Origin of the sequence: Tahibacter amnicola, assembly GCF_025398735.1 — a bacterium.
Taxonomy (GTDB): domain Bacteria; phylum Pseudomonadota; class Gammaproteobacteria; order Xanthomonadales; family Rhodanobacteraceae; genus Tahibacter; species Tahibacter amnicola.
The window spans coordinates 2,679,481-2,700,777 of the sequence record NZ_CP104694.1 but is presented as its reverse complement, the minus strand read 5'-3'; the positions used below and the strand labels follow the sequence as shown (position 1 = coordinate 2,700,777).

General features: G+C 63.7%; 11 protein-coding genes. 4 read left to right on the top strand and 7 right to left on the bottom strand.

Features of this window, described 5'->3' with window-relative positions:
* Positions 1 to 135: 135 nt before the first annotated feature.
* Positions 136 to 1,476: a hypothetical protein gene (locus N4264_RS11410; RefSeq protein WP_261697160.1), complete on the top strand. Its 1,341-nt coding sequence runs from the start codon at positions 136 to 138 to the stop codon at positions 1,474 to 1,476.
* Positions 1,477 to 1,496: 20 nt separating this feature from the next.
* On the opposite strand, the gene N4264_RS11405 is transcribed toward N4264_RS11410, so the two are convergent.
* The 3 genes from N4264_RS11405 to N4264_RS11395 form a co-directional block, all read right to left on the bottom strand.
* Positions 1,497 to 2,372, bottom strand: coding sequence for a HEAT repeat domain-containing protein (locus tag N4264_RS11405; protein ID WP_261697159.1), 876 nt, complete (start codon positions 2,370 to 2,372; stop codon positions 1,497 to 1,499).
* Positions 2,373 to 2,398: 26 nt separating this feature from the next.
* Positions 2,399 to 5,167: an ATP-binding protein gene (locus N4264_RS11400; RefSeq protein ID WP_261697158.1), complete on the bottom strand. Its 2,769-nt coding sequence runs from the start codon at positions 5,165 to 5,167 to the stop codon at positions 2,399 to 2,401.
* A gap of 78 nt (positions 5,168 to 5,245) precedes the next feature.
* Positions 5,246 to 7,654, bottom strand: coding sequence for a PAS domain S-box protein (locus N4264_RS11395; RefSeq protein WP_261697157.1), 2,409 nt, complete (start codon positions 7,652 to 7,654; stop codon positions 5,246 to 5,248).
* 361 nt (positions 7,655 to 8,015) lie between these two features.
* On the opposite strand from N4264_RS11395, the gene N4264_RS11390 reads away from it, so the two are divergent.
* Genes N4264_RS11390 through N4264_RS11380 form a run of 3 tightly spaced genes read left to right on the top strand, consistent with a single transcriptional unit; the run spans position 8,016 to position 14,384 of the window.
* Positions 8,016 to 9,860, top strand: coding sequence for a PAS domain S-box protein (locus tag N4264_RS11390; RefSeq protein ID WP_261697156.1), 1,845 nt, complete (start codon positions 8,016 to 8,018; stop codon positions 9,858 to 9,860).
* 4 nt (positions 9,861 to 9,864) lie between these two features.
* Positions 9,865 to 10,671 (top strand): response regulator, encoded by an 807-nt coding sequence (locus N4264_RS11385; RefSeq protein WP_261697155.1) that lies wholly within the window; start codon positions 9,865 to 9,867, stop codon positions 10,669 to 10,671.
* Positions 10,672 to 10,676: 5 nt separating this feature from the next.
* Entirely contained in the window at positions 10,677 to 14,384 is a 3,708-nt protein-coding gene (locus tag N4264_RS11380; protein WP_261697154.1) for an EAL domain-containing protein, read from the top strand.
* Between the two features lie 49 nt (positions 14,385 to 14,433).
* Here N4264_RS11380 and N4264_RS11375 read toward each other — a convergent pair whose 3' ends face one another.
* The 4 genes from N4264_RS11375 to N4264_RS11360 form a co-directional block, all read right to left on the bottom strand.
* Entirely contained in the window at positions 14,434 to 16,536 is a 2,103-nt protein-coding gene (locus tag N4264_RS11375; protein WP_261697153.1) for a beta strand repeat-containing protein, read from the bottom strand.
* A 261-nt stretch (positions 16,537 to 16,797) separates the two neighbouring features.
* Positions 16,798 to 17,307: an STM3941 family protein gene (locus N4264_RS11370; protein WP_261697152.1), complete on the bottom strand. Its 510-nt coding sequence runs from the start codon at positions 17,305 to 17,307 to the stop codon at positions 16,798 to 16,800.
* 177 nt (positions 17,308 to 17,484) lie between these two features.
* On the bottom strand, positions 17,485 to 18,465 hold the full coding sequence (locus N4264_RS11365; protein ID WP_261697151.1) for a hypothetical protein: 981 nt from the start codon (positions 18,463 to 18,465) through the stop codon (positions 17,485 to 17,487).
* Positions 18,466 to 18,538: 73 nt separating this feature from the next.
* Positions 18,539 to 20,617: a hypothetical protein gene (locus N4264_RS11360; protein WP_261697150.1), complete on the bottom strand. Its 2,079-nt coding sequence runs from the start codon at positions 20,615 to 20,617 to the stop codon at positions 18,539 to 18,541.
* Between the last annotated feature and the right edge of the window lie 680 nt (positions 20,618 to 21,297).

Sequence of the window (21,297 nt, the reverse complement as noted above, 5' to 3'; positions counted from 1 at the left end):
CCTCGCCGCTTCCGTCCCTTGCGTTGCGAGGGACGGAAGCGGCTCGCTATTGCGCACTTCCGTACATACCGCATTGCAACCATGCGTAGCGCCTGAGGTATTCTCGGCCCCGGCTTCCGGATCCGTGGCTGATACATGCCGAATCGTCTTGCGCGCCGCCTCGTGCTGGCAATGCTGGGAATCGTGGTGAGCGCCGTCAGCGGCCTGTTCTTTCTCTGGCCTGGATGGGAACTGGCGCGTGCCGTTTCCGATGCGCACCTCGGCGGGCCGGGCCCGGCCAGCCAAAGCTGGCGCTGGCACCGGGCCTTGTCGGGCGCGTTGGCGGAGTGGGCGGTGGAGCGCCGCCAAAGCGGGGCGGCCGCCAAGCTGTCCATCAACAACATCTCCGGAACGGAATGGCCGCTGTTCGGCACCGTTTTCTACCTGCGCGCCACGGAGAACCTGGACCGCGCGTGGCAGGCCAGTCCCGTCGGCGAGCGGCCGGCGGTATACGCCCGCGAGGCCATCGAGGCAGCCGTTGCCCTGGTGATCGATCCCGCGCATGCGACGTGGGTCAAACAGCACTGGGGCGATGCCTACCTGGAACGCGAGAACGTGTTCTACCGGATGCTGCTGATCGATGCGCTCACCAGCTATACGAACCTGACCGGCGATCGTCGCCACGACGCGCTGCTCCACACCCAGGTAGAAGGCCTGTCGGCGGAAATCGCTGCGTCGACAACAGGTCTGCTCGCCGACTATCCCGGGCAGATATTCCCGGCCGACGTCGCTGCGGCCTGGCAGGCCATCCGGCGCGCTGATGCCATCCTGCAAACAGATCACTCCGCATCCGCCGCAACCGGCGTGCGTGGATTCATCGATGGAATGGCGCCCAGCCTGGGGATGCCACCACTAGCCTGGTACGGCACGCCGACCCCGCACCCGACGGATGTTCGCGGCAGCGCCAACGTCTGGCTGATGCAGCATGCGCCGGAACTGTGGCCGGAGCAGGCGCGCCAGTGGTGGCAGATTCACACCAGGGAGTTCTGGCAGGAAACGTTCTGGTTCTCCGGCTACCGGGAGTTCGCCCGGTCACACACGGGGGAGCACTACGTCGATATCGATTCTGGTCCGGTCATTGCCGGTCTCGGCGGGTCGGCAACCGCCTTCGGCGCAGCCGCGGCGCGCCGGGTCGGTGCGTATCGGGAAGCGCGGGTGATCTCGCTGCTGGTGCTTGCCGCCAGCGTACCCTTGCCCAACGGACGGCTGCTGGTGCCACGCCTGCTGTCCGACGCCACGGACGCACCGCTGTTGGGCGAATCGGCCATCCTCTACATCCTGACGCAACCGCCAGCGCCGGCGTTCAGCGTATCGACGTCGGCGGCGACGTGGCGCGATATTCCCGCCATCGTCTGGCTGACACTGGCATTGCAGTGCACGCTCGGCCTGGCCGGCATCCGCTACGGCCTGCGATGGGTGCGACGCGCGCTGCGGTGACACGCCAGCCCCCCTGGTGATCAGTGGGGGGCATTCCTGAGCGATTCCGCCTCTGCCACCATCCTGTCGAGGACGGCTCGCGCCGCTACGGATCCCTGAAACGAGGCGGCGAAACTGACCAAGGCCTGCCACAGGCCGTCGTCGGCGAAATCCTCCGTGATGTTGTGCACCCACCCGCGCCACTGGTCATCCTCGAGCAGGCGAGGCAATAGCGAAAACAACCGGTGGTCGCGCCGCCGCGCCAGGCCAACCATGGCCTCGCCGCGCACGTCGACATGGGGATCCGACGTATTTCGCCACAGCGCTTCGCGGATGGCCGGCGTGTCGCGGGTCGACTGCTCGCCAATCTTAAACGTTGCCCAGTCGCGGACATCCTCGTCGCGATCCTGCATCAGCTGCAGCAGTGCGGCGATCGCCGCGTCACTCTCCGGCGTCTCATCACTCCCAGGCGCCAGCGCAAAAGCCACGGCGTGGCGCACGTCGGGCGACGGATGCGCAACGAATTCCAGCAGACGTCGCTGGGCGGCAGCGAAGCGACGGTGGCCGCACTCGTAGATGGCTGCCAGCACGACGGCCGCATGCGGGTCGTCCAATGCATGCAGCAGCACATGGTGCGCCTGTTCGACACCAAACGGTTCGCCGGGCGCAAATCCTCCGCCGCGCGATGTGCGGGGTATTGCGAGTTGGCACAGCACGTCGACGGCCAGTGCACGCTTGCGCCAATTTCGGCTGCGAGACAGACGCAGGCATCGATCCACCATGGTGGCACAGCCGCGCGCGCGCAGCTCATGGATCGCGTACCAGCTTTCGTCGCTGTCCCATTGCTGGAGCGCCATGCCGACGAGGCTGCGACCCGTCAGACGCGCAGAGAGGAGACGGACTTTCCGCACAGGCATCGCGAATTCTCCAGGAGAAAGGCCCCTCAGGGGCGCGGCAATTGCAGGGTGAACGTGCTGCCTTTCCCTGCCTCGCTGGTCACGGCAATCTGCCCTTCCATCAACCGGGCCAGCGCTTGCGAAAGGTACAGTCCGAGTCCGGTTCCTTCGGCGCGGCCCGGTGCGCCGTCACTGATCTGCACGAACGACCGGAACAAGCGCACCTGGTCCTCCGGTGCGATGCCGATGCCCGAGTCTATGACGCGTAGAAGGATCGCACAGTCGGACAATTCCAGCGCGACAGAGACGGCCCCCTGCTCGGTGAACTTGATGGCATTGCTCACCAGGTTGATCAGAATCTGTTCGAGCGCACGTCGGTCGGCATTGACGATGACCGGCGTTGCGGGCACGACGACGTGCAGACCGATTTCCTTGGCGGCGGCACTGGCGCCAAGGGCTGCCACGACACTATCGATGAGGGGCTGACAGGCCAGTGGTTCAAGTACCAACTTCACTTTCCCCGATTCGATCTTGGCAACATCCAGGATATCGTTGATGAGGGACAGCAGGTGACGCGCACTGGCCTGCACGGTTACCAGCTGTTTTTCCTGCGTCGTGGTCAGGGGCCCCGGCAATTTCATGAGCAGGGTACCGGTGAAACCGATGATCGCGTTGAGCGGCGTACGCAATTCATGGCTCATCGTCGCCAGAAACTCCGACTTCAGCCGGTCGCTTGACTCGGCCTGCTCCTTCGCCTTCTGCAGCTCGCAGGTGCGCTCCGTCACCAGCCGTTCCAGTTCGCGATTGGTATCATGGAGGATCTTCTCCGCCGCCTTGCGCGCCGAGATATCCAGCGACAGGATGAAAATACCTTCCGGCGCAGGCTGAATGCCCAGTTCGTACCACACGCGCACGCCGTCTGGAAACGTATACTCGTTCTCCAGCACCACGCCAACGCGCTCTTCCATGCAGCGGCTCATGATGGCGAACAGGGGCGTCGCCTCGATGCCCGGAAAGCAGTCCGTGAGCTTTCGACCCAGCAGCGCCTCCTTCGGCTGGCGTCCGTGCGCCGCCGCCGCATCGTTCAGATAGGCGTAACGCCAGTCCCGGTCGATAATCTGACAACCTTCGAGCATGCAGTCGAGCGTTCCGCGATAGCGCATCTCGCTACGCCGCAGAGCCATCTCGTCGCGCTTCCGGTCGGTGATGTCGTGCATCACGCTCAAGATGCTGGGCTCGCCACCGAACATGGCCAGCCGCGCTGAAATGGCAAACGTCAATTCCCTTCCATCGTGCAAATGGAGCAAGACTTCCTGGTTGAGTGACTCACCGCGTTGCCGCAGGGCGTCCATGAAGGCCTCCCGTTGTTCCGGGTCATCCCACTGGCAGAAGGCACTGGTCGGCTTCCCGACCACTTCCTCCTCCGTGGTATTCCACAGCTTGCAGGCCGATTCGCTGGCTTTGACGACCGTCCGATCCGCCAGTCGCACGATGAGCATGCAGTCGGGACTGAGCCGGAATGCCTTGCTGAAAAGATCTTCGCGTTCGGCGAGCGCGTTCTGCACTCGTTGCCGCTCGTCCGCACCGTCATTGAGTGCAAAGAGCGTGATCATGAGGATGGCGAGGCTCACGAGGACACCCAGCGGCAACAGCAGGAACGTTTCCTGCGATGCCGCCTGGGACGACGCCAGCCGGCCGTCCAGCAGTTGATCTTCCTGCTGGCGCAGTTGCTTGAACAGCACGGCGATGCGGTCGCCAATGACGATGTCCCGGTTGGAAACCTCCGCCAAGCGGTCCGCATCGGTGTGTCCGTTCGCGCCAAGGACCTGCCGCCCGACCGCGACGCGCTCGGAAACGCCGGCCAGCAGCTGACTGACCCGCTCATGCTGAGCGGGATTCGTTGCCAGCAGCGTCTGCAGCACCCTGGCATCCCTGCTCACGGCCGCAACCGCGTCAGTCCACCGGTCACGCGTGGATTGACCGGCATCCGCCTGCACCCTGCGCTGAGCGCTCTCCAGCACGGCCACATCCGTCTCCAACGCGTGGATCTGCGCAATCACTTCCCGGGTCTGGTTGACCTGGTTGGTGGTGTCGACCATTCTGGCCATGGAGGAGTAGGCCCAACCAGTGACCGTCAGCAGCAATGCGATGGCGATGCCGAACGCCGCCGACGCCCGGCGACTCAGCACCCAGCGTGCCCGCGCCCGCCGGGTGGCCCACAGGTATTGCGACATTCCTCCTGTCACGAACCCCACTGCGGTCAGAAGAGTAATTCCCGTGTACGACCAGACAACGATGCCGGCGTAGCTGCTACTCAGACGCCCCAGCCGCGACAAGCTGCCCATTGCCGCGACGGCGAGCCCTATGGCGGCGGACGCGGACCAGATGCGCTCATTGCGCATCCAGTCGATCCACAGGGCAGCCCCCAGCAGGAAGTAGCCGAGCGCCGTGGCCGGCGTCATCCGTTCCAGGTGGATTTGTGTCAGCGCCGGGTGCAGTCCCGTCGGCGGCGCAGACAGTTCCGCCACGTAGTAACTCAGGTTACTTCCAGCCAAAGCTACCAGCAGCGCACCAGCCAGCGCGATACCGAACGATTGCCGCGTGCGCGACAGCCAGTCCCGGCCCACCAGGACCATTCCGTACAGCGTCAACGCTATCGCCGACTGGATTCGGATCCGGTCGGCCGACAGCTGCTCCCCCACCAACCAATGCACATCCAACGTCCAACCGGCGATAGCACCGATGCCAACACCCAAGGTCAGAACGCTCCGCAGCTGGCCGATCCGATGCAGATGCGAGGGCAAGAAGTAGGTCATGGTGCCCCCCTCGCACACTGCAGCTCCAAATCCACGATGGGCGCGACACTGCTTCGCATGGCGCAATTCCGAAAAGAGTCAAAGTGTGCTGCCGACATCGCCGATGCCACTGCCCATGCACGCTTCGTGGCGCCACTCGAAGCGAAAGCAGCTGCCTTGACCTACAACGCTTTCGACCCAGATGGTGCCGCCCATCAGTTCCGCCAGCTTCTGGCTGAGACGAAGCCCCAGGCCCGTCCCTTCGTGGCGTCGCGTCGAGGACGAATCGAGCTGTCCATAGGCAACGAACAACTTGGGAAGATCGCCGCGCTCGATGCCCGGCCCTGTATCCTGAACGGCGATGGATGTCCGCACCTGCCCACTGCTCTGCGTCTGTTCCACGCTGATGGTGACGCCGCCGCGTTCGGTAAACTTGACCGCATTACCCGCCAGATTGAGGAGGATCTGGGTCGCAGCGCGCCGGTCTGCGGTGACCCATGCGTCCAGCTCGGGCAGGTTGACTGTCATGGACAATCCCTTTCGTACGATCTCCGGCCGCAGCGACGCCATGACGTCGTCGATGATGTTTCGGCAGTCGATCAGCTCCGGATGCAGGTCGATCTTCCCCGCTTCGATCTTCGCCAGGTCCAGCAGGTCGTTGATCAGCGACAGCAGGTGACGCGCGCTCTGCTGGATCGTCGTCAGCTGTTTCTCCTGGCCGCCGGTGAGAGGGCCAGGCAGTCTCATCAGCAGTGTTCCGGTGAACCCGATGATGGCATTGAGTGGCGTACGCAACTCGTGCGACATGTTGGCCAGGAACTCGCTCTTGAGGCGGTTCGACTCCTCGACCCGCGCGTTTTCCATTTCCAGGCGATAGGTACGCTCGCGCAATTCCGCCGCACGCTGCCGCTCGGAAATGTCCCGCGCGATCATCGAAGATCCCACGACATTCCCGTAACCGTCATCGATGGGGGAAATCGCGACGGAGACCGCCACCTCGTGCCCATCCTTGTGACGCCGGACGGTCTCGAACGGCTCCATGCGCGAATTGGCCATGCGCCTGGCCATGATCCGGGAGCGTTCCTCAGCCGCCCCAACTGGCAGCAACAGGTCAATCGACTGGCCGACCGCCTCCGCCGCGGAATAACCAAACAGGCTAACCGCGCCGCGGTTCCAATGCGTTATCGTACCCGATGCATCTTTACGGATAATGGCGTCGGTGGAATAGTCCACTATTTCCGCCAGCTTGCGGATTTCCAGCTCCGCGCGGTGCTCGTCTGTCCGGTCCCTGAATACCAGCACCACGCCGCGCACCTCATTCGTCCCGGAGCGAATCGGTGCGCCACTGTCGGATATCGGAATAGGATCGCCGTGGCGCGGCAACAGCAGGACCGCCCGTCCGAGCTCTACCGGATGTGCCTCGCGGAGCACGCGCGCCACGGGGCTTTCGAGCACATCGCCCGTGCGTTCGTCGACCAGGCGGAGAACCTCGCCCAGTGGCCGTCCCACCCCTTCCTCGCGTGCCCACCCCGTCAGTCGCTCGGCTACGGGATTCATGCGCTGGATTATTCCCGACGGGCCGGTGGCGATGACCGCATCGCCAATGCTGTCCAAGGTGATAGCAAGGTTTTCCTCGCTGTCGGCAAGCGCCGCGGTGGTCTGCCGCTGGGCCAGTTCAAGGCGGGCCTGGGGTGCAACGACCCACCACACCAGCACGCACAGGTACGTGATGTTGACCGCGACACTGAGCGACTTGCCAAATTCATTGGAGATCACGCCACTGTATGTCAGCGCAACTGACAGACTTTCGACCACGATGGCAATGAGCACCATGGCCGGCAACAACCGTCGCAGGATGTACCCGGAAGAGGTATCGCTGGTCAGCAACCGCATGATGCCGACCTGCGGCCGGCTCAACAGTATGCCGATCGACAGAACGCCCCAGCTGAGCGCCGCCAGCGCTGTCACATTGGCCATTACCGGTATCGTGCGCGGACCCGCCGCGCCGAATGCCATGCCAGTCAAGGCCACGATCGAGAACCACAGGCACAGCAGACAGCACCACTGGGCCGGCCGGAATCCGCGCCAACTGACGTCGCTGAGCGCGAGAGCGATGCCGATGAGCGCGAAGCAAAAGGTAGAAGCAAGGCCCATGCGCAAGGGTCGCTGGCCACCCGCCTTTTCCAGGGCAAGCCATTGATCGATGTCGGGCTCAGCCACGACGTACGTAACAGCCGTCGCCACGACGATGGCCAGCAGCATTGCAACGCATACCGTTTCCCACTGCCGCTGCAGCGACCTCACATGCAGCACCAGCGCCGTTCCCGCAAGTAGCACGCACAGCGCCGCACCAGGGCGAATTGCACGCAGTGCCTCGCCGAGCGGACTCGGCAACAGCGAGCCAGCGAACCACGCCAGCAGCGACGAGATGCCGACAGCCGCAATCACCAGGCCCGCCAGCCTTGCGACTCGGCTTGCCCGCTCGAGCAACGATGCCGAACGATGCATTCTCGCCTTCATCCCCAGGCTCCCGACGCGGACGGGTTCCGCCTCCCCTTTCCAGGAACGGCCGAGCGGCGCCGGCCGAATTCCACAATGTGTCCCTGCCCAGTCTACTGCAGCACCGGTGCGCCGTGACGACCGGCGCACGGACTGCCAGCGGAGATTGCGCTATCCTAGCGTCAGGGATTCGCGGCCAGTCCAGCCGCGTCCTCGGCCGACATCCGATGCCCCATCGGTGATCCGGCCACTCGGTGCAGGTGTTGGCCCCTCGTAGCTATCGCGTCGACCCTGTCGTACCGCGGCTGCGAAACGATGAGTGGTTTTCCGGAGATGGAGTGGCCAGCGGCCAGCTCTCCAAGGGAGGCCCATGATGGACGTGCACGATCCGGACCTGGATCGACTGCTACGGGAGGAGAACCCCGACGCCTTGGTAGTGATGTCGCCGGACGGGCGGATCGTTCGCTGGTCAACGGGGGCAGAACGCATGTTCGGCTTTTCCCGTCATGAAGCGGAAGGCCGGCTCCTGAGCGAGGTGACCGTTCCTCCGCCGCTTGCGGGCGAGGAAAGACGCATGCTGGCGCGCGTGCTGGAACTCGGCGTCGGCACCTATGAGTCCGTGCGCATGTGCAAGGACGGCGCGCTGATCAACGTCGATGTCTCCAGCCGCCTGGTGTCGAGCGTCGACGGTAGCAGCTACATATTGTGCAGCAAGAAGAATGTGACGCCGCTCAAGACGCTGCGCGACGCCAAGCTGGTCGAGGCGCGCTTCGGCGCGTTCCTGGAATCGATGCCCGATGGCATCGTCCTGGCCAATCCCGCAGGACTGATCGTGGTGGCTAATCGCCAGGCGGAACACATGTTCGGCTACGCGCACGGCGAGCTGTGCGGCCAGCCCGTCGAAGTCCTGCTTCCGCAGCGCCTGCGCATGCCGCATGTCGGCCATCGTTCCCAGTATTTTCGCCAGCCGCGTACACGCTCCATGGGAGCCGACCTGGACTTGTTCGGTGTACGCAAGGACGGTACGGAGTTTCCGGTCGAGGTCAGTCTCAGCCCGATCACGACAGAAGAAGGCATGCTGGTTCTCAGCGCCGTCCGCGATATCAGCGACCGGAAGCGCGCCGAAAGCAAGTTCCGCGGATTGCTCGAATCGGCACCGGATGCAATGGTCATCGTCGACCGCGGCGGCCATATCGTCCTGGTCAATTCGCAGGCCGAACGACTGTTCGGCTATCCGCGCGACGAGCTGCTCGGTCAGGCCGTCGAAATGCTGGTTCCGGCACGCTATCGGCGGCGCCACCCATCCCACCGGATGGACTTCTTCGCCCAGCCACGCCCCAGGGCCATGGGCGTCGGTCTGGAGCTGTACGGACTGCGCAAGGACGGCTCCGAGTTCCCCGTCGAGATCAGCCTGAGTCCGCTGGAGACTGCGGAAGGAATCCTGGTGTCCAGCGCCATCCGCGACATCAGCGAGCGCAAGCGCATCGAGAACATTCTCAGCGAGAAGAATATAGAACTGCAGATTGCCGCCGAGGCCAAGGACCGCTTCCTCGCCAGCATGTCGCATGAGCTGCGCACGCCCCTCAATGCAGTCATCGGCTTTACCGGCACGTTGCTGATGGGCCTGCCGGGCCCCCTCAATCCCGTCCAGCGAAAGCAGCTCACCACAGTCCGGAACAACGCACGACACCTGCTTTCACTCATCAATGACCTGCTGGACCTGGCCAAGATCGAATCGGGAAAAATCGAGTTGCGCCGGGAGCCGACGGGACTGATTTCCGTGGTCGAGGAAGTCGCCACCATGCTGCGTCCCATGGCAGAGGAGAAGGGGCTTGCATTCCAGCTGGAGCTGCCGGCAGCCAATCACTTCTTGCCGACCGATCGCAGGGCATTGAGCCAGATCCTCATCAACCTGACGAGCAATGCGATCAAGTTCACCGAAGCTCCCGGCCGCGTCAGTATCCAGCTGTCCTGGAACACGGATGAGGTGACGATCGGCGTGCGCGATACGGGCACGGGGATCAAACCCGAAGACCAGGTCAACCTGTTCCAGGCGTTCCGGCAATTCGATGTCTCCGCGCCAGCGCCCCGGCAGGGGACAGGACTGGGATTACACCTGTCACAGAAGCTTGCCGGCCTCCTGGGCGGGCGAATCAGCTTCGAAAGCCGGACCGGCTACGGCAGCACCTTCGTGCTGACCCTGCCCCTGGAGTGACACCATGGCCCGCGTCCTGATCATTGAAGACAACGCTGACAACCTTGAGCTGATGACCTATCTGCTCGAGGCATTCGGACATGAGACCCGGTCGGTCGGCAGTGGACGAGCCGGCATCGTCATGGCGCGCGAGATGCAGCCCGACCTGGTGGTATGTGACATTCATCTTCCCGACGGTGACGGCTATACGGTGGCTCAGGCGCTCAAGTCGGACCCCGCTACCAGCCTCATTCCCCTGGTGGCCGTGACGGCGCTGGCCATGGTCGGCGATCGCGCCCGCGTGCTCAGCGCGGGATTCGACAGCTACATCACCAAGCCGATCGATCCGGAACGCTTCGTAGCAGACCTGGAATCCTTCCTCGGGCCGTCGAGAATCCTGTCGCCTGTCTCCGTCGAGAGCGAGCCGGCCGAAGATCCCGGGTTACAGATATCCCCGCGGGGCACCATCCTGGTCGTGGACGACACGCCCGCCAACCGCGACCTCATGCGCGACATCCTTGAACCCTTCGGATTCCAGGTGCACACCGCCGTCACGGCCGAGGAAGCGATGCGCACGGCGCAAGACATCCGGCCTGACCTGGTGATCTCGGACCTGCACATGCCGTCGGTCGATGGATTCATGCTCGCAAAGGCGATCAAGGCGATCCCGGCGATGGGCGACTTGCCCGTCATCGTGCTCAGTTCGTCCACATGGAACGACGCGGACCGTGCAACAGCCAGCCGGCTGGGTATTGCACGCTTCCTCGTGCGGCCCATCGAGCCGCAGGCGCTCATCGATGAGATTTCCCTCTGCCTTTCAAAAAAACGGTGATAGCCGTGAGCGACATCCTTGTCGTCGATGACCGGTCGATCAATCGAGAATTCCTCACCGCTCTTCTCGGCTATGCCGGCCATTCCGTGCGCGAAGCGGCGGATGGCCGCGCCGCGCTGGAAGCAGTCCGGCACAAGCGCCCCATGCTCATTATTTCCGACGTCATGATGCCCCTGCTGGACGGCCTGGAGATGACCCGGGAGTTGCGCGCAGATCCGGCAACTTCGGATATCCCGATCATCTTCTACACGGCCACCTACCGCGTCCACGAAGCGAGGACCCTGGCCCAGTCCTGCGGCGTTTCCGTCGTGCTGCCCAAGCCGTCGGAGCCGCAAGCCATACTCGATGCGGTGACCCGCGTGCTGGCCGAACAGCGGATGTCCGTCCCCGGCTCGCCCGCACGCGACGTGGAAGAGCCAGCCAGGGAAAGTCGTCGCTTTCGGCTGGCGGGCTTGGAGAAGCCGCGCAAGCCGTTGCGCGTTCCCGCTCCCGCCGCGAACACGCCGGAGGCGACGGAACCCGCCCTGCAGCCACCCGCCAATGCGACGAGCCTGCGCCTGGCCGCCACGCTGGAACTCGGCCTCGCCCTGTCCGCCGAGCGGGACCGGCAGGCCTTGCTGGACACATTCTGTCGCGCCGCGCAGGAGATCGTGCACGTGCGCTACGTCGGCATCGTCTTCCAGGACGGCGATGCGGAACCGCGACACTGGTCGTCGGTGGGCCCCACCGACGCCGAGCGTCCCGACCTGGGCACGCTGTCACCCGTTGACGGCAGGTGGCCGACCCGTCGTCACCGACGGTCACTGTGCGCCTGGCTTTCGATAGCCCGCAGGTGCCGACGTCGTTTCCGACGGAGCATCCGCTGGTGTCGAGCGTTCTTGTGGTGCGTACCGAGACCGCCCCCGGCGTCCGGGGGCTGGTGTACTTCGCCGACAAGGATACCGGCCAGCCCTTCGACGCCGAAGACGAGGAGTTTGCCACCACGCTCAGTGCGCAGATCGCGCAGACATACGGCAACCTGGCGTTGTGCGAAGAGGTGCAGCGGCACGCCGCCGCACTGCACCAGGAGGTACTGGAGCGCCGGCAGACCGAACACCGCCTGCGCGAAAGCGAAATGCGCTTCCGGCAACTGGCGGAAAATCGACACCGTGTTTTTCCTGACGGATGCGAACAACCGCGCCGTGTACTACGTCAGCCCTGCCTACGAAGCCATCTGGGGACGCAGCTGCCAGAGTCTTTACGAGAACCCCGAGGCGTGGGCGGACCTCTCGATCTCCGACGACGACACCGCCATCCGGCGTGGCAAGGCCCAGCGCGACGCCGACGGCCGTTTCGACATGGAGTACCGCATTCGCCGTGACGACGGCGCCCTCCGCTGGATTCATGCGCGCGGTTTTCCGATCACCGACGAAGCAGGAACGGTGGTGCGGATTGCGGGCATTGCCGACGATATCACCGAGCGGCGCGAGCAGGAGCGCAAGATCTCCCGGCTTCATCGCATCCGCGCGGTTACCGGCAGCATCAGCTCGGCGATGATCCGTCTGCGCGACCGGCACGAACTATTCCAGGAAGCCTGCCGAATTGCCGTCACGGAAAGCGTGTTCGCGCAAGCCTGGGTGGTGGACGTGGATCGCGACCTGGCGAGCATTCGCCTGTTGACCTACTGCGGCGGCGATCGCGACCAGATCCAGGCTGTCCTCCACACGATCAGTCACGATATCGGTGCTCGCGCACTCCCCTTCAAACTGGGCGACCCTCGCCCCGCACCGCGCATCTTCAACGCCTTCGCCACCGACCTTCCTCCCGGTCTCACGCGCGATGCACTCCTGCAGCAGGGCTTCCACGCCGGCGCGACCTTCCCGCTGTTCGTGGAAGGGAAAGTCGACAGTTTCCTGGTCCTGCTTTCGCGCACCGCCGGCCTGTTCGACCAGGAGGAGGTCGCATTGCTGGACTGGATGACAGCTGACCTGTCATTCGCGCTGGAGATGGCGGCGAAATCCGAACGCCTGAGCTACCTGGCCTTCAACGACGTCCTGACCGGGCTACCCAACGTCCGGACCTTTCACGATCGCCTGCAGCAGATGTGCGTGACAGCCAGCGTCGAATGCCTCGGCATCGCCGTCGTGCTGGCGGACATTATGCATTTCACGCAGTTCAACGAAACCTACGGCCGGGCCGCCGGCGACGCGCTGTTGCGGGCCGTTGGCAAGCGACTGGAACAGCGCTTGCCGAATCATGTCCTGACGGCGCGAGTCAGTGCCGACACGTTCGCGTTCGCCGACTTCATCCGTGACGAAGCGCACGGGGTAGAGCTTCGCAACACCATCAGCCACGCGATGCACGAACCCTACACCTGGGAGGAAAAGCCACTGACGGTCGCCGTGCAGCTGGGAATTGCGCTGTTTCCCACGGACAACGAGGACGCCGAGGCCCTTTTCAAGAATGCTGACAGCGCGCTCAAGCAGGCAAAGACCGCTGGCGAGCCGCATGCCTACTACTCCCGCGAACTCCAGACACGCATGCAGGAACGCCGGCTGCTGGAGGAGGAACTTCGTGTCGCACTGGAAGAGCGGCAATTCATCATTCATTACCAACCCAGGGTGGATTTGACTAGCGGTGCGATCGTCGGCGCTGAGGCACTCATCCGCTGGCGGCATCCGGTGGAGGGACTTATCGGCCCGGGGCGCTTCATTCCGGTCGCGGAGGAGACGGGCCTGATCACCCGGATCGGCGAGTGGATCATCAACGCCGTGTGTGCGCAGCTGGCCGCCTGGCAGGCAACGGCGCTGGACATTGTGCCAATCTCCGTCAACCTGTCATCGCACCAGCTCTCGCAGGAGACCCTGTTCGACACCATCTGCGCTGCGCTGCAGAATGCCCGCATCGAAGGACGCTGGCTGGAGCTGGAACTTACCGAGTCGGCCGTGATGGCCAACCCGAACCAGGGGGCCGAGATCCTTCGTCATGTAAAACAGCTTGGCTGCACCCTGGCACTGGATGACTTCGGTACGGGCTATTCGTCGCTCGGGCATTTGAAGCATTTTCCGTTCGATACGGTGAAGATCGATCGCATGTTCATCACCGACATCACCTGCAATGCCGAGGACGCCGCGATTGCCAACGCCGTGATTGCCATGTCGCACCGGATGGGGCTGAAGGTCGTCGCGGAAGGCGTCGAGACGGAAGGCCAGCTCAACTATCTGAGGCACCAACGCTGCGACCAGCTTCAGGGCCACTACTTCAGTCCGGGCGTTGCCCAGGACGTCCTTGAAGGCTTCATCCGCCAGCGCAAGCGCCTGGATTGCCCCACGTCATCGAGCGACGCCACCCGGACCCTGCTCGTCGTCGACGACGAACAGGGCGTGCGTTCGGCACTGGTGCGGATCCTTCGGCGCGACGGCTATCGCGTACTGACTGCCGAAGGCGGAAAGGAAGGGCTGGAACTCCTGGCGACCAACGCCGTGCAGGTGATCATTTCGGACCAACGCATGCCGAACATGTCCGGCACCGAATTTCTGCACGTGGTCAGGCAGCTGTATCCCGACACGGTGCGCATCATCCTCTCCGGCTATGCGGACCTGGGCGTCGTTACCGACTCGGTCAATCGCGGCGCCGTATTCAAGTTCCTCACCAAGCCCTGGGAGGATGATCTGTTGCGCGAACAGGTGCGCGAGGCATTCCGCCTGTACCGTCCTGCCACCGACATTGCGTGAATGCTGCCGCGCTTCTCCCGCGAGTGCGGGAAAAGCGCGGCGTGGTGTATTACAGAGCGTCGAACCCGTTCCGGAAGACCAGGTCAAACGGACCACTGAATTCCGAGGTATCCCCCTGGCGCGGGCCGGGCGTTTCATCGATCGCCAGGGCAGTGACGAACAGGCCAGGCTGGACCAGTGATGTCGTCACGTTGAACGAGGCCGAGCAATTGGGCGGCGACCCGGTCGTGAGGGACGTGGAGCCGATGAAGGTTTGTCCCTCGCCGAAGCCGCTCGCGTCACCGGCAGTGTTGACGTAGAACTCCAGCGTATACGTGGTATTGGCAGCACCGCGCATCACGCCTGAGACTTTCGTGATGCCGCCATTCGTCGTGTAGGTGACATTGCTCGGATAGTTGGTGGTGTGGTTGGCGGTGAAGCTGTCGTTACCGTCCAGGTCGCAGAGGTCATTGACACTCGGCCCGATACCGTTTGCGTCGTACAGGTCGATGGCCAGGCCCGTGGAAGAACCGGTATTGGAGAAAAAGCTGTTGCGCGAGATGCGGTTGCCCTGCCCGGATTGCACGGCGACACCCGCGCTGGGGGAAGTCAGGTCGGCGCCGTTGTAGGCAATCACGTTGCCGCCCAGTACGCTTCCTGCTGCCGCGCCGATGACGTTCTTGTCCGGCGGCACGAAGCCGGTGTTCTGGATCTGGATGCCGTCACGGCCGTTGCCGACGTCGGTCGCACCGTCCACGCCAGTGCCGATCTTGTTGCCCTGCACGAACGTCTGCGTGCCGCCTTGCAGCCACACACCCGTGTAGTTGTTGCCGGAAATCACGTTGCCCGCGTTCTGCGCCGTCCCGCCGATCAGGACGCCCGTCGTGTTCTGCACGTTGACACCGACCTGGTTCGGGATCGGTGCCATGCCCGTGGCATCCGTGCCGATGAAATTGCCCTGCACCTGGATGGTGGCGACATGGTTGTAGTTCTGGATGTCGACACCCGGCCCCACGTAGCCGCCGATCACATTCCGCTGCAGCGGATTGGTGCCGCCAATCTGGATCGGACCGGTATCGATGCCCGAGATCGTCACGCCGGAACCGTTGTTGTTGAGCCCCTGCGGCAGCGGAAATGCCGCCGTGCCCGTGACGTTCACGCCCATGAAATTGGATTGGACCAGCAGGTTGGTGACCGGCACCTGCCCGTACATCGTCACGCCACCGTAGGTGCCGGCAAACAGGTTGCAGCCGCCGGTACACGCATTGGCGCTGGCGCCCGTGGTCGATCCGATGGTGACGTTGCTGGCACCGGCCACGATCACGCCGGCGCCGAAGCTGCCGATCGTCCCGGTGAGGTTTGCCGTTCCGTTCTTGTTGGGCCCCAGCAGGTTGCCGTACACCTCGACGGTATTGATGCTGCCGCCGTTGTAGGCCTCGATCTTCACACCGATGCCCGCGGCGGAAATCAGGTTCCGGTCCGCCGGTGCGGTGCCGCCCACGCGATTATTGTTGGCCACCTTGCCCGCACTGTCGGCAAGGATATGTACGCCGCCGTGGTAGCCCTGGGAACTCATGGGCCTTGCGGCGAGGCCCGTCGTCGTCGTGCCGAGGAAGTTGCCCGTGATGATGTTGTTGCTCGAGCCGTCCAGCCAGATGCCGCCGCCGCTGAAGCCGCCCATGGCGATGCCCTTCACGGTGCTGCCACCCGCCGTCGACGAGAACTTCAGACCCACCGGATAGACGGGATTCATGCCGCCGGAGGAAGGTGTATTGGTGCCGTCGATCATCACCTTGATGACGGCGTTGGTTGCACTCGCCAGGGTGTTGGGCGACGAACCGATGACACCGCCATTACCGTAGCCGTCGATGACGACGCGGTCGGTGATCGTGGGCAGTTCCGACTGCGGCTGGATCGTCTTCACCGTCTGGTCGACGGGCGTGATCGCGAACTGGATGGTATCGACGTTCGGGCTGCCCTGGCCTGCGGGGCAACCGTGCACTGCCATGTTCGTATTGGCAGCCTGGATGGCGGAGCGGAGGGAACACACGCCGGCCAGGCCCGGGTCGATGTTGGTATTGACCGTAATGAGTGTCGCACCGGCGGGACCACCGACTGCAGTGCAAACAATTGCAAACACAGAGGCAGCTGCGCGAATGAGATAGGCTTTCATGGACGACTCCGCGATGGGTAGCGACGGTGCGTTGACGCAAGGGGCACGACCGAACGAAACGATCACGGACTCGACAAGCGAACACGCCGAGTGACAAGCGCGTGCCCATCCTGGCACCCGCCTGCCGTACTCCCCCTGGCCCGCCGAGCGGGCGGCAACGGAGAGGAGTCTACGCGCCCCCTGGCGCCAATAGAATGGCTTGCCACGGCGACCGCGGGGCTACGCCGCCGTCCGCGGTAAGCGCTCCCCGCCGTCGACGCGTCAGCGATCCGTATCACCGCCCTGGCGAGCAATGTGCTGCGCAATGCGCTCCAGCACTACGCCGGGGTCAAGCGTGGTGCCAGACAGGTTGACGTTCAGCACCTGGAAACCCATTCGCAGGTTCGCCAGCGCGACGCGTCGACTGGTCGCCGGGAGACGCTGCATCCATTCATCCACATTACGTAAATGCAGACAAATAAACTCCTGCCCGAAGACAGCCTGGCGATAGGCGCCGGAAATTTCGCTCCAGGGAATGCAGCCGACGCGGAGCTTGCGGTCGAAAATACCGCGTTCGTCGATCACGATGCGCGGCCTTGGATCGAGAATCTGCCAGGAGAACAGCGGCAGCCCTATGCCGAAAAATGCCACCGTCAACCAGCCGATCCATACCTCCGGGCGCGAGCCCCGAATGATGATCGCAGCCCCGACGGCGACGAAGACGGTACACAGCAACAGGTAGCCGGCATTCTTCCAGCGCGAGTTCCTGGCGATGAGTACGGGCGTTTCCACGCGCTGGCGTCCACCTTGAAATCCTGAGTGCATCGATGGTGGATAGCGCCGGAAAACGTGTCAACCCGCTACGCGGAATGTTCTGGACAAGCGTGATCGTGTCGGCATGGCGGATGCCGTCCCCGTCACAGCGCCGCCGGCGGATGCGGGCGGCGCCGTGCATGCACTCGCGATCGATCAACTGCTCTGGATGATCTGCGTAACCGGCGACGGGAAAGAGATCCGCAACAGACGGGAGGCCCATTCCGTCAGGCGCGGCAGTCCGGCATCGTTCCAGTGGGATGGTGAGCCGTTGACGGTGTCAACGATGACCTGCCAATCATTGACCAGACCATTGAGCGCATTCAAGGTGTCCGACGAGTCGCTGACGACGAGATTGAGCCGCTGCAGGATCAGATTGAGTTGCGCGACCTGCAACGTCACTTCGTCAAGCTCAGTCCACGCCGCCTCCAGCGCCAGCAAGGTCTGCTGAATTTCCCGGGTGAGGACGAGCTCTTCGACGATGTCCTCCGCAATCTGTGCGATGCCGTCGATGATCGGCTCCACCGGATCCTCTTCGGTGGCCACCGCGATTCCGACCTTGATGACGGTGACCACCGCCTCCTTGCTGTTGTCCAGCGCCTTCTCCGTCAACTGCTCTTCCAGCGCATCAAACTGGGCATTGAGCTGATTCACCAGGCCGTTCAATTGCGCCAGCTTGGCCTCGTCCGCGCCCTGGATGTTCTGCACGATGCTGGTCAGCTGCTGCACGTAGGTTTCGCCGGCCAGTACCTGGGAGGCCATGTCGTCGCAGAGCGAAATCACCGTCGGTACGGATGACCCGGCCGGTGTGAACAGGGACTGGAATGCCGATTGCTCGGTGACCCCCGCGGAAACCAGGTTGCTGACTTCCTCGGCCTGCGCCATGACACCGGCGTTGAGCAGGCCGACAAAGAACTGTTCCCAGGCCGAGGTCTGCCAGTCCGCGTAGGCAGTTGCCAGGCCGCTGTACTGGGGGTCGCCGGTGATGAGGCTTGGCAGCGACGCGGATTCAACCGCCGCCAGGTAGCCACAGCAGACGATCAGGTTGTTGCCGATATCGATCACCGGCAATGGTGCAGGCAGGTGGCTCGCGACAGCGTGACGCGGTGTGCGGCGTGGTGTAGTGACAAGATTCATGATTCGCTCCCGAATCGAGGTGACAGGCGGGGCAGCCGGCAGGCTGCCCCGATCCGGAGGATGACGCGACGTATCAGCTGGGGATGGCCGGAATCGGCAGCACAGTGCCCGGAGAGGGGATCAGGAACAGATTGCCCAGGTTGTCGGCGTAATAGACCAGGTTCGTGTCGCTGGCATAGACGCCGGTGACATTGTTGGCCACGCTGGTGTAGGCCGGCGGGTTGACGCTGAAATCGCCGTACCACAGGGAAAGGTCCGCGGCGGTGCGATATTCATTGCCCGTCGACAGCTGGGCGATCTGCGTCACACCCGCGCCGTAGTTGACCGGGGGCTGGCTGATGGTCGGGTTGTACAGGTACGCATACCCGTTGGTGCCCAGGATGCCCAGCTGGTTGCCGTTGGCCGTGATCGATGCGCAGGTCTGCGCGAACACCTGTGTCCAGCTGCTGCTCGACGGGTTGTACTGGTACACGAGCTGACCGTTGGTGGAGAGCGCAAACAGCACGCCACCGGCCACGGCGATCTGCTGCGCGGCGTCCGGGCCCGGCAATTGCGGCAGCGCATTCCATACTGAGCCTGAGCCGCTGTACTGGTAGACCATCCGGTCACTGACCGTCTGGTTGATCGCGTACACGACGCCGCCGTTCCCGACCGCGATCGCCGCTGCGGGGAATGTGGAAATCGTGGTCCAGGAATGGGCGGACAGGTCGTAGCTCTTGACGAAATAGGTCGATGCCGTCGGATTGCTGGTCGTCACCGAACCATCGAGCGGCGCACCGTCGATCGCGACGAGGGTCGTCCCCTGTCCGGCACAGCTGAGCGCGGTGACGCCCATGTCCGTCCAGCTTCCGCTACTGCCGGTGTAGTGATACATCTCGCCGGACGTGGCGATGTAGTAGACGTCATTACCGATCGCGGCAAAGCTCGACGGACTGGAAAGCTCGGCAAAGCTCGGCCAGATGTAGGCCGTCAGCCCGCTCAACACCGCGCTCGCCTGCAGGATCGTGTTCCACTCGTTCTGCGCGTCGGACAGGTCGCCCGAGGACAGGTCCGTCAACGCCAGCGTGATGTCGTCGGCGAGCGTGCTATACAAGGCTTCCAGTGTCGCCAGTTCCTGCTGCGCCGCCGTATTCATCGCAGCGAAGCCCTGCAGCTGGGTGCAGAACGCAGACATCGTCATCGCGGCTTGCTCATCCGTCGTCTGGAAGGCGATGTCGGTATTGATCTGGCCCTTGAGCTGCGCGATCTGGCCTTTGAGCACCTCGATCTCGGCGATGGCGAAATAGGCGCCAATCGCGCCGCCGATCAGGAGGAACCAGCCGATCGGATTCCAGATGTTGGCCAGTCCCACCAATCCGACCGTGATGGAGGTGGCAGCGCCAACGCCCTCACCGACAATCTTGGCGTTGTCTGCACTGATCTGGTTGTTGCAGTTATTGATGTCGTTGGTCAGCGTGGCGATGTCGGCCGCGTACGCCGCGAGCATCTGCGCCAGGACGCCCGTCTGCGTGGAGGCGATCAGCTGGCTGGAACCGGAATCCAGGTTCGTGCCCAGCGTCTGGACCGCCGCCACCAGCGCAGTGATCGCCGGCTTCTCGGCGCCGATGAGGTTTTCCTGCTGGGTCAGCAACTGGTTGTAGGTGGGCGATCCCGGTGTCAGCGAATTGAGCAACGTGAAATTCGAGCTCACCGTGGCGTTGATCGTCGACAGCGTCGTCGGAATCGATACCAGCTGGGAGAAGATGCTGGGCGTGCCGGAGCCCTGCTGGGTATTGATCCAGGTCGCCGCCTGGCCCTGGAAGACGGCGAACTGGGTCAGGAACTGGTCATAGGCCGCTTGCAGCGGCGCCAGCTGCGAATTGTTCATGCCCGGCGGCAGGTCGGTGAAGGTGACCTGCGGCGCTGCCGCCTGGGTCAACGCATAGACGTAGCTGGTGACGGCGGCGACGCTGATGGTCGAGACGACCGTCTGTTCCACCAGAGCCTGTGCAACCCGGCCCAGGCGGGTGACGGGCAGAACCTCGCCGGCGAAATCCGGCTTCAGGGTCACGTGCATGCCAGGGGCGATCTGGACCTTGCGGCGCGGCCGCAGGGTGGCGGGCGTGGGTTTGCGAAGAGCGACAGGGGTGGCGGCAAGTTGGGTGGCGGCCATGACAGTCTCCTTGGGTCGAAGCGCGAGGGTCATTCGGATATCCCCACCCGCGACAACCGGATCCTCAAGGACGCGATGCGGCAGACCGGAACGGGGACAGCCGCACCCTGCCCGTCCCCCGCCCGTCTTGCCTTACGGAAACCTTACGATTCGCAACGCCTTGGTTTGACTGACGAAAGTGAGCGGATCTCTATATCAGGACAACCACTGTTCGGAATATTCCCAGCCCGACGGCCGTCAATTCGGTAGGGGGCCAGACGCGCACCGGATCGGAGACCGGACCAGGACAACCACGATCCGGAAAATTCCGAGCCCTACGGCCGTCAATCCGACCGGGGATGTTGTTCCCGGGCAATACGGAAGGAACGGTTCCGGAAGGTCCAAGACCCGGGGGAACCGGGGACAACCGTACCGGATCAGGACAACCACGATTCGCGACCGGACCAGGACAACCACGATTCGGAAAATTCCGAGCCCTATGGCCGTCAATCCGACCGGGATGTTGTTCCCGGGCAATACGGAAGGAACGGTTCCGGAAGGTCCAAGACCCCGGGGGACCCGGGGACAACCGTACCGAATCAGGACAACCACGATCCGGAAAATTCCGAGCCCTACGGCCGTCAATCCGACCGGGATGTTGTTCCCGGGCAATAGGGAAGGAACGGTTCCGGAAGGTCCAA

Excerpts from the sequence above, each read along its gene's own strand:
- N4264_RS11410 (WP_261697160.1), top strand. The coding sequence starts at position 136 with ATGCCGAATCGTCTTGCGCGCCGCCTCGTGCTGGCAATGCTGGGAATC.
- N4264_RS11405 (WP_261697159.1), bottom strand. The coding sequence starts at position 2,372 with ATGCCTGTGCGGAAAGTCCGTCTCCTCTCTGCGCGTCTGACGGGTCGC.
- N4264_RS11400 (WP_261697158.1), bottom strand. The coding sequence starts at position 5,167 with ATGACCTACTTCTTGCCCTCGCATCTGCATCGGATCGGCCAGCTGCGG.
- N4264_RS11395 (WP_261697157.1), bottom strand. The coding sequence starts at position 7,654 with ATGCATCGTTCGGCATCGTTGCTCGAGCGGGCAAGCCGAGTCGCAAGG.
- N4264_RS11390 (WP_261697156.1), top strand. The coding sequence starts at position 8,016 with ATGATGGACGTGCACGATCCGGACCTGGATCGACTGCTACGGGAGGAG.
- N4264_RS11385 (WP_261697155.1), top strand. The coding sequence starts at position 9,865 with ATGGCCCGCGTCCTGATCATTGAAGACAACGCTGACAACCTTGAGCTG.
- N4264_RS11375 (WP_261697153.1), bottom strand. The coding sequence starts at position 16,536 with ATGAAAGCCTATCTCATTCGCGCAGCTGCCTCTGTGTTTGCAATTGTT.
- N4264_RS11365 (WP_261697151.1), bottom strand. The coding sequence starts at position 18,465 with ATGAATCTTGTCACTACACCACGCCGCACACCGCGTCACGCTGTCGCG.
- N4264_RS11360 (WP_261697150.1), bottom strand. The coding sequence starts at position 20,617 with ATGGCCGCCACCCAACTTGCCGCCACCCCTGTCGCTCTTCGCAAACCC.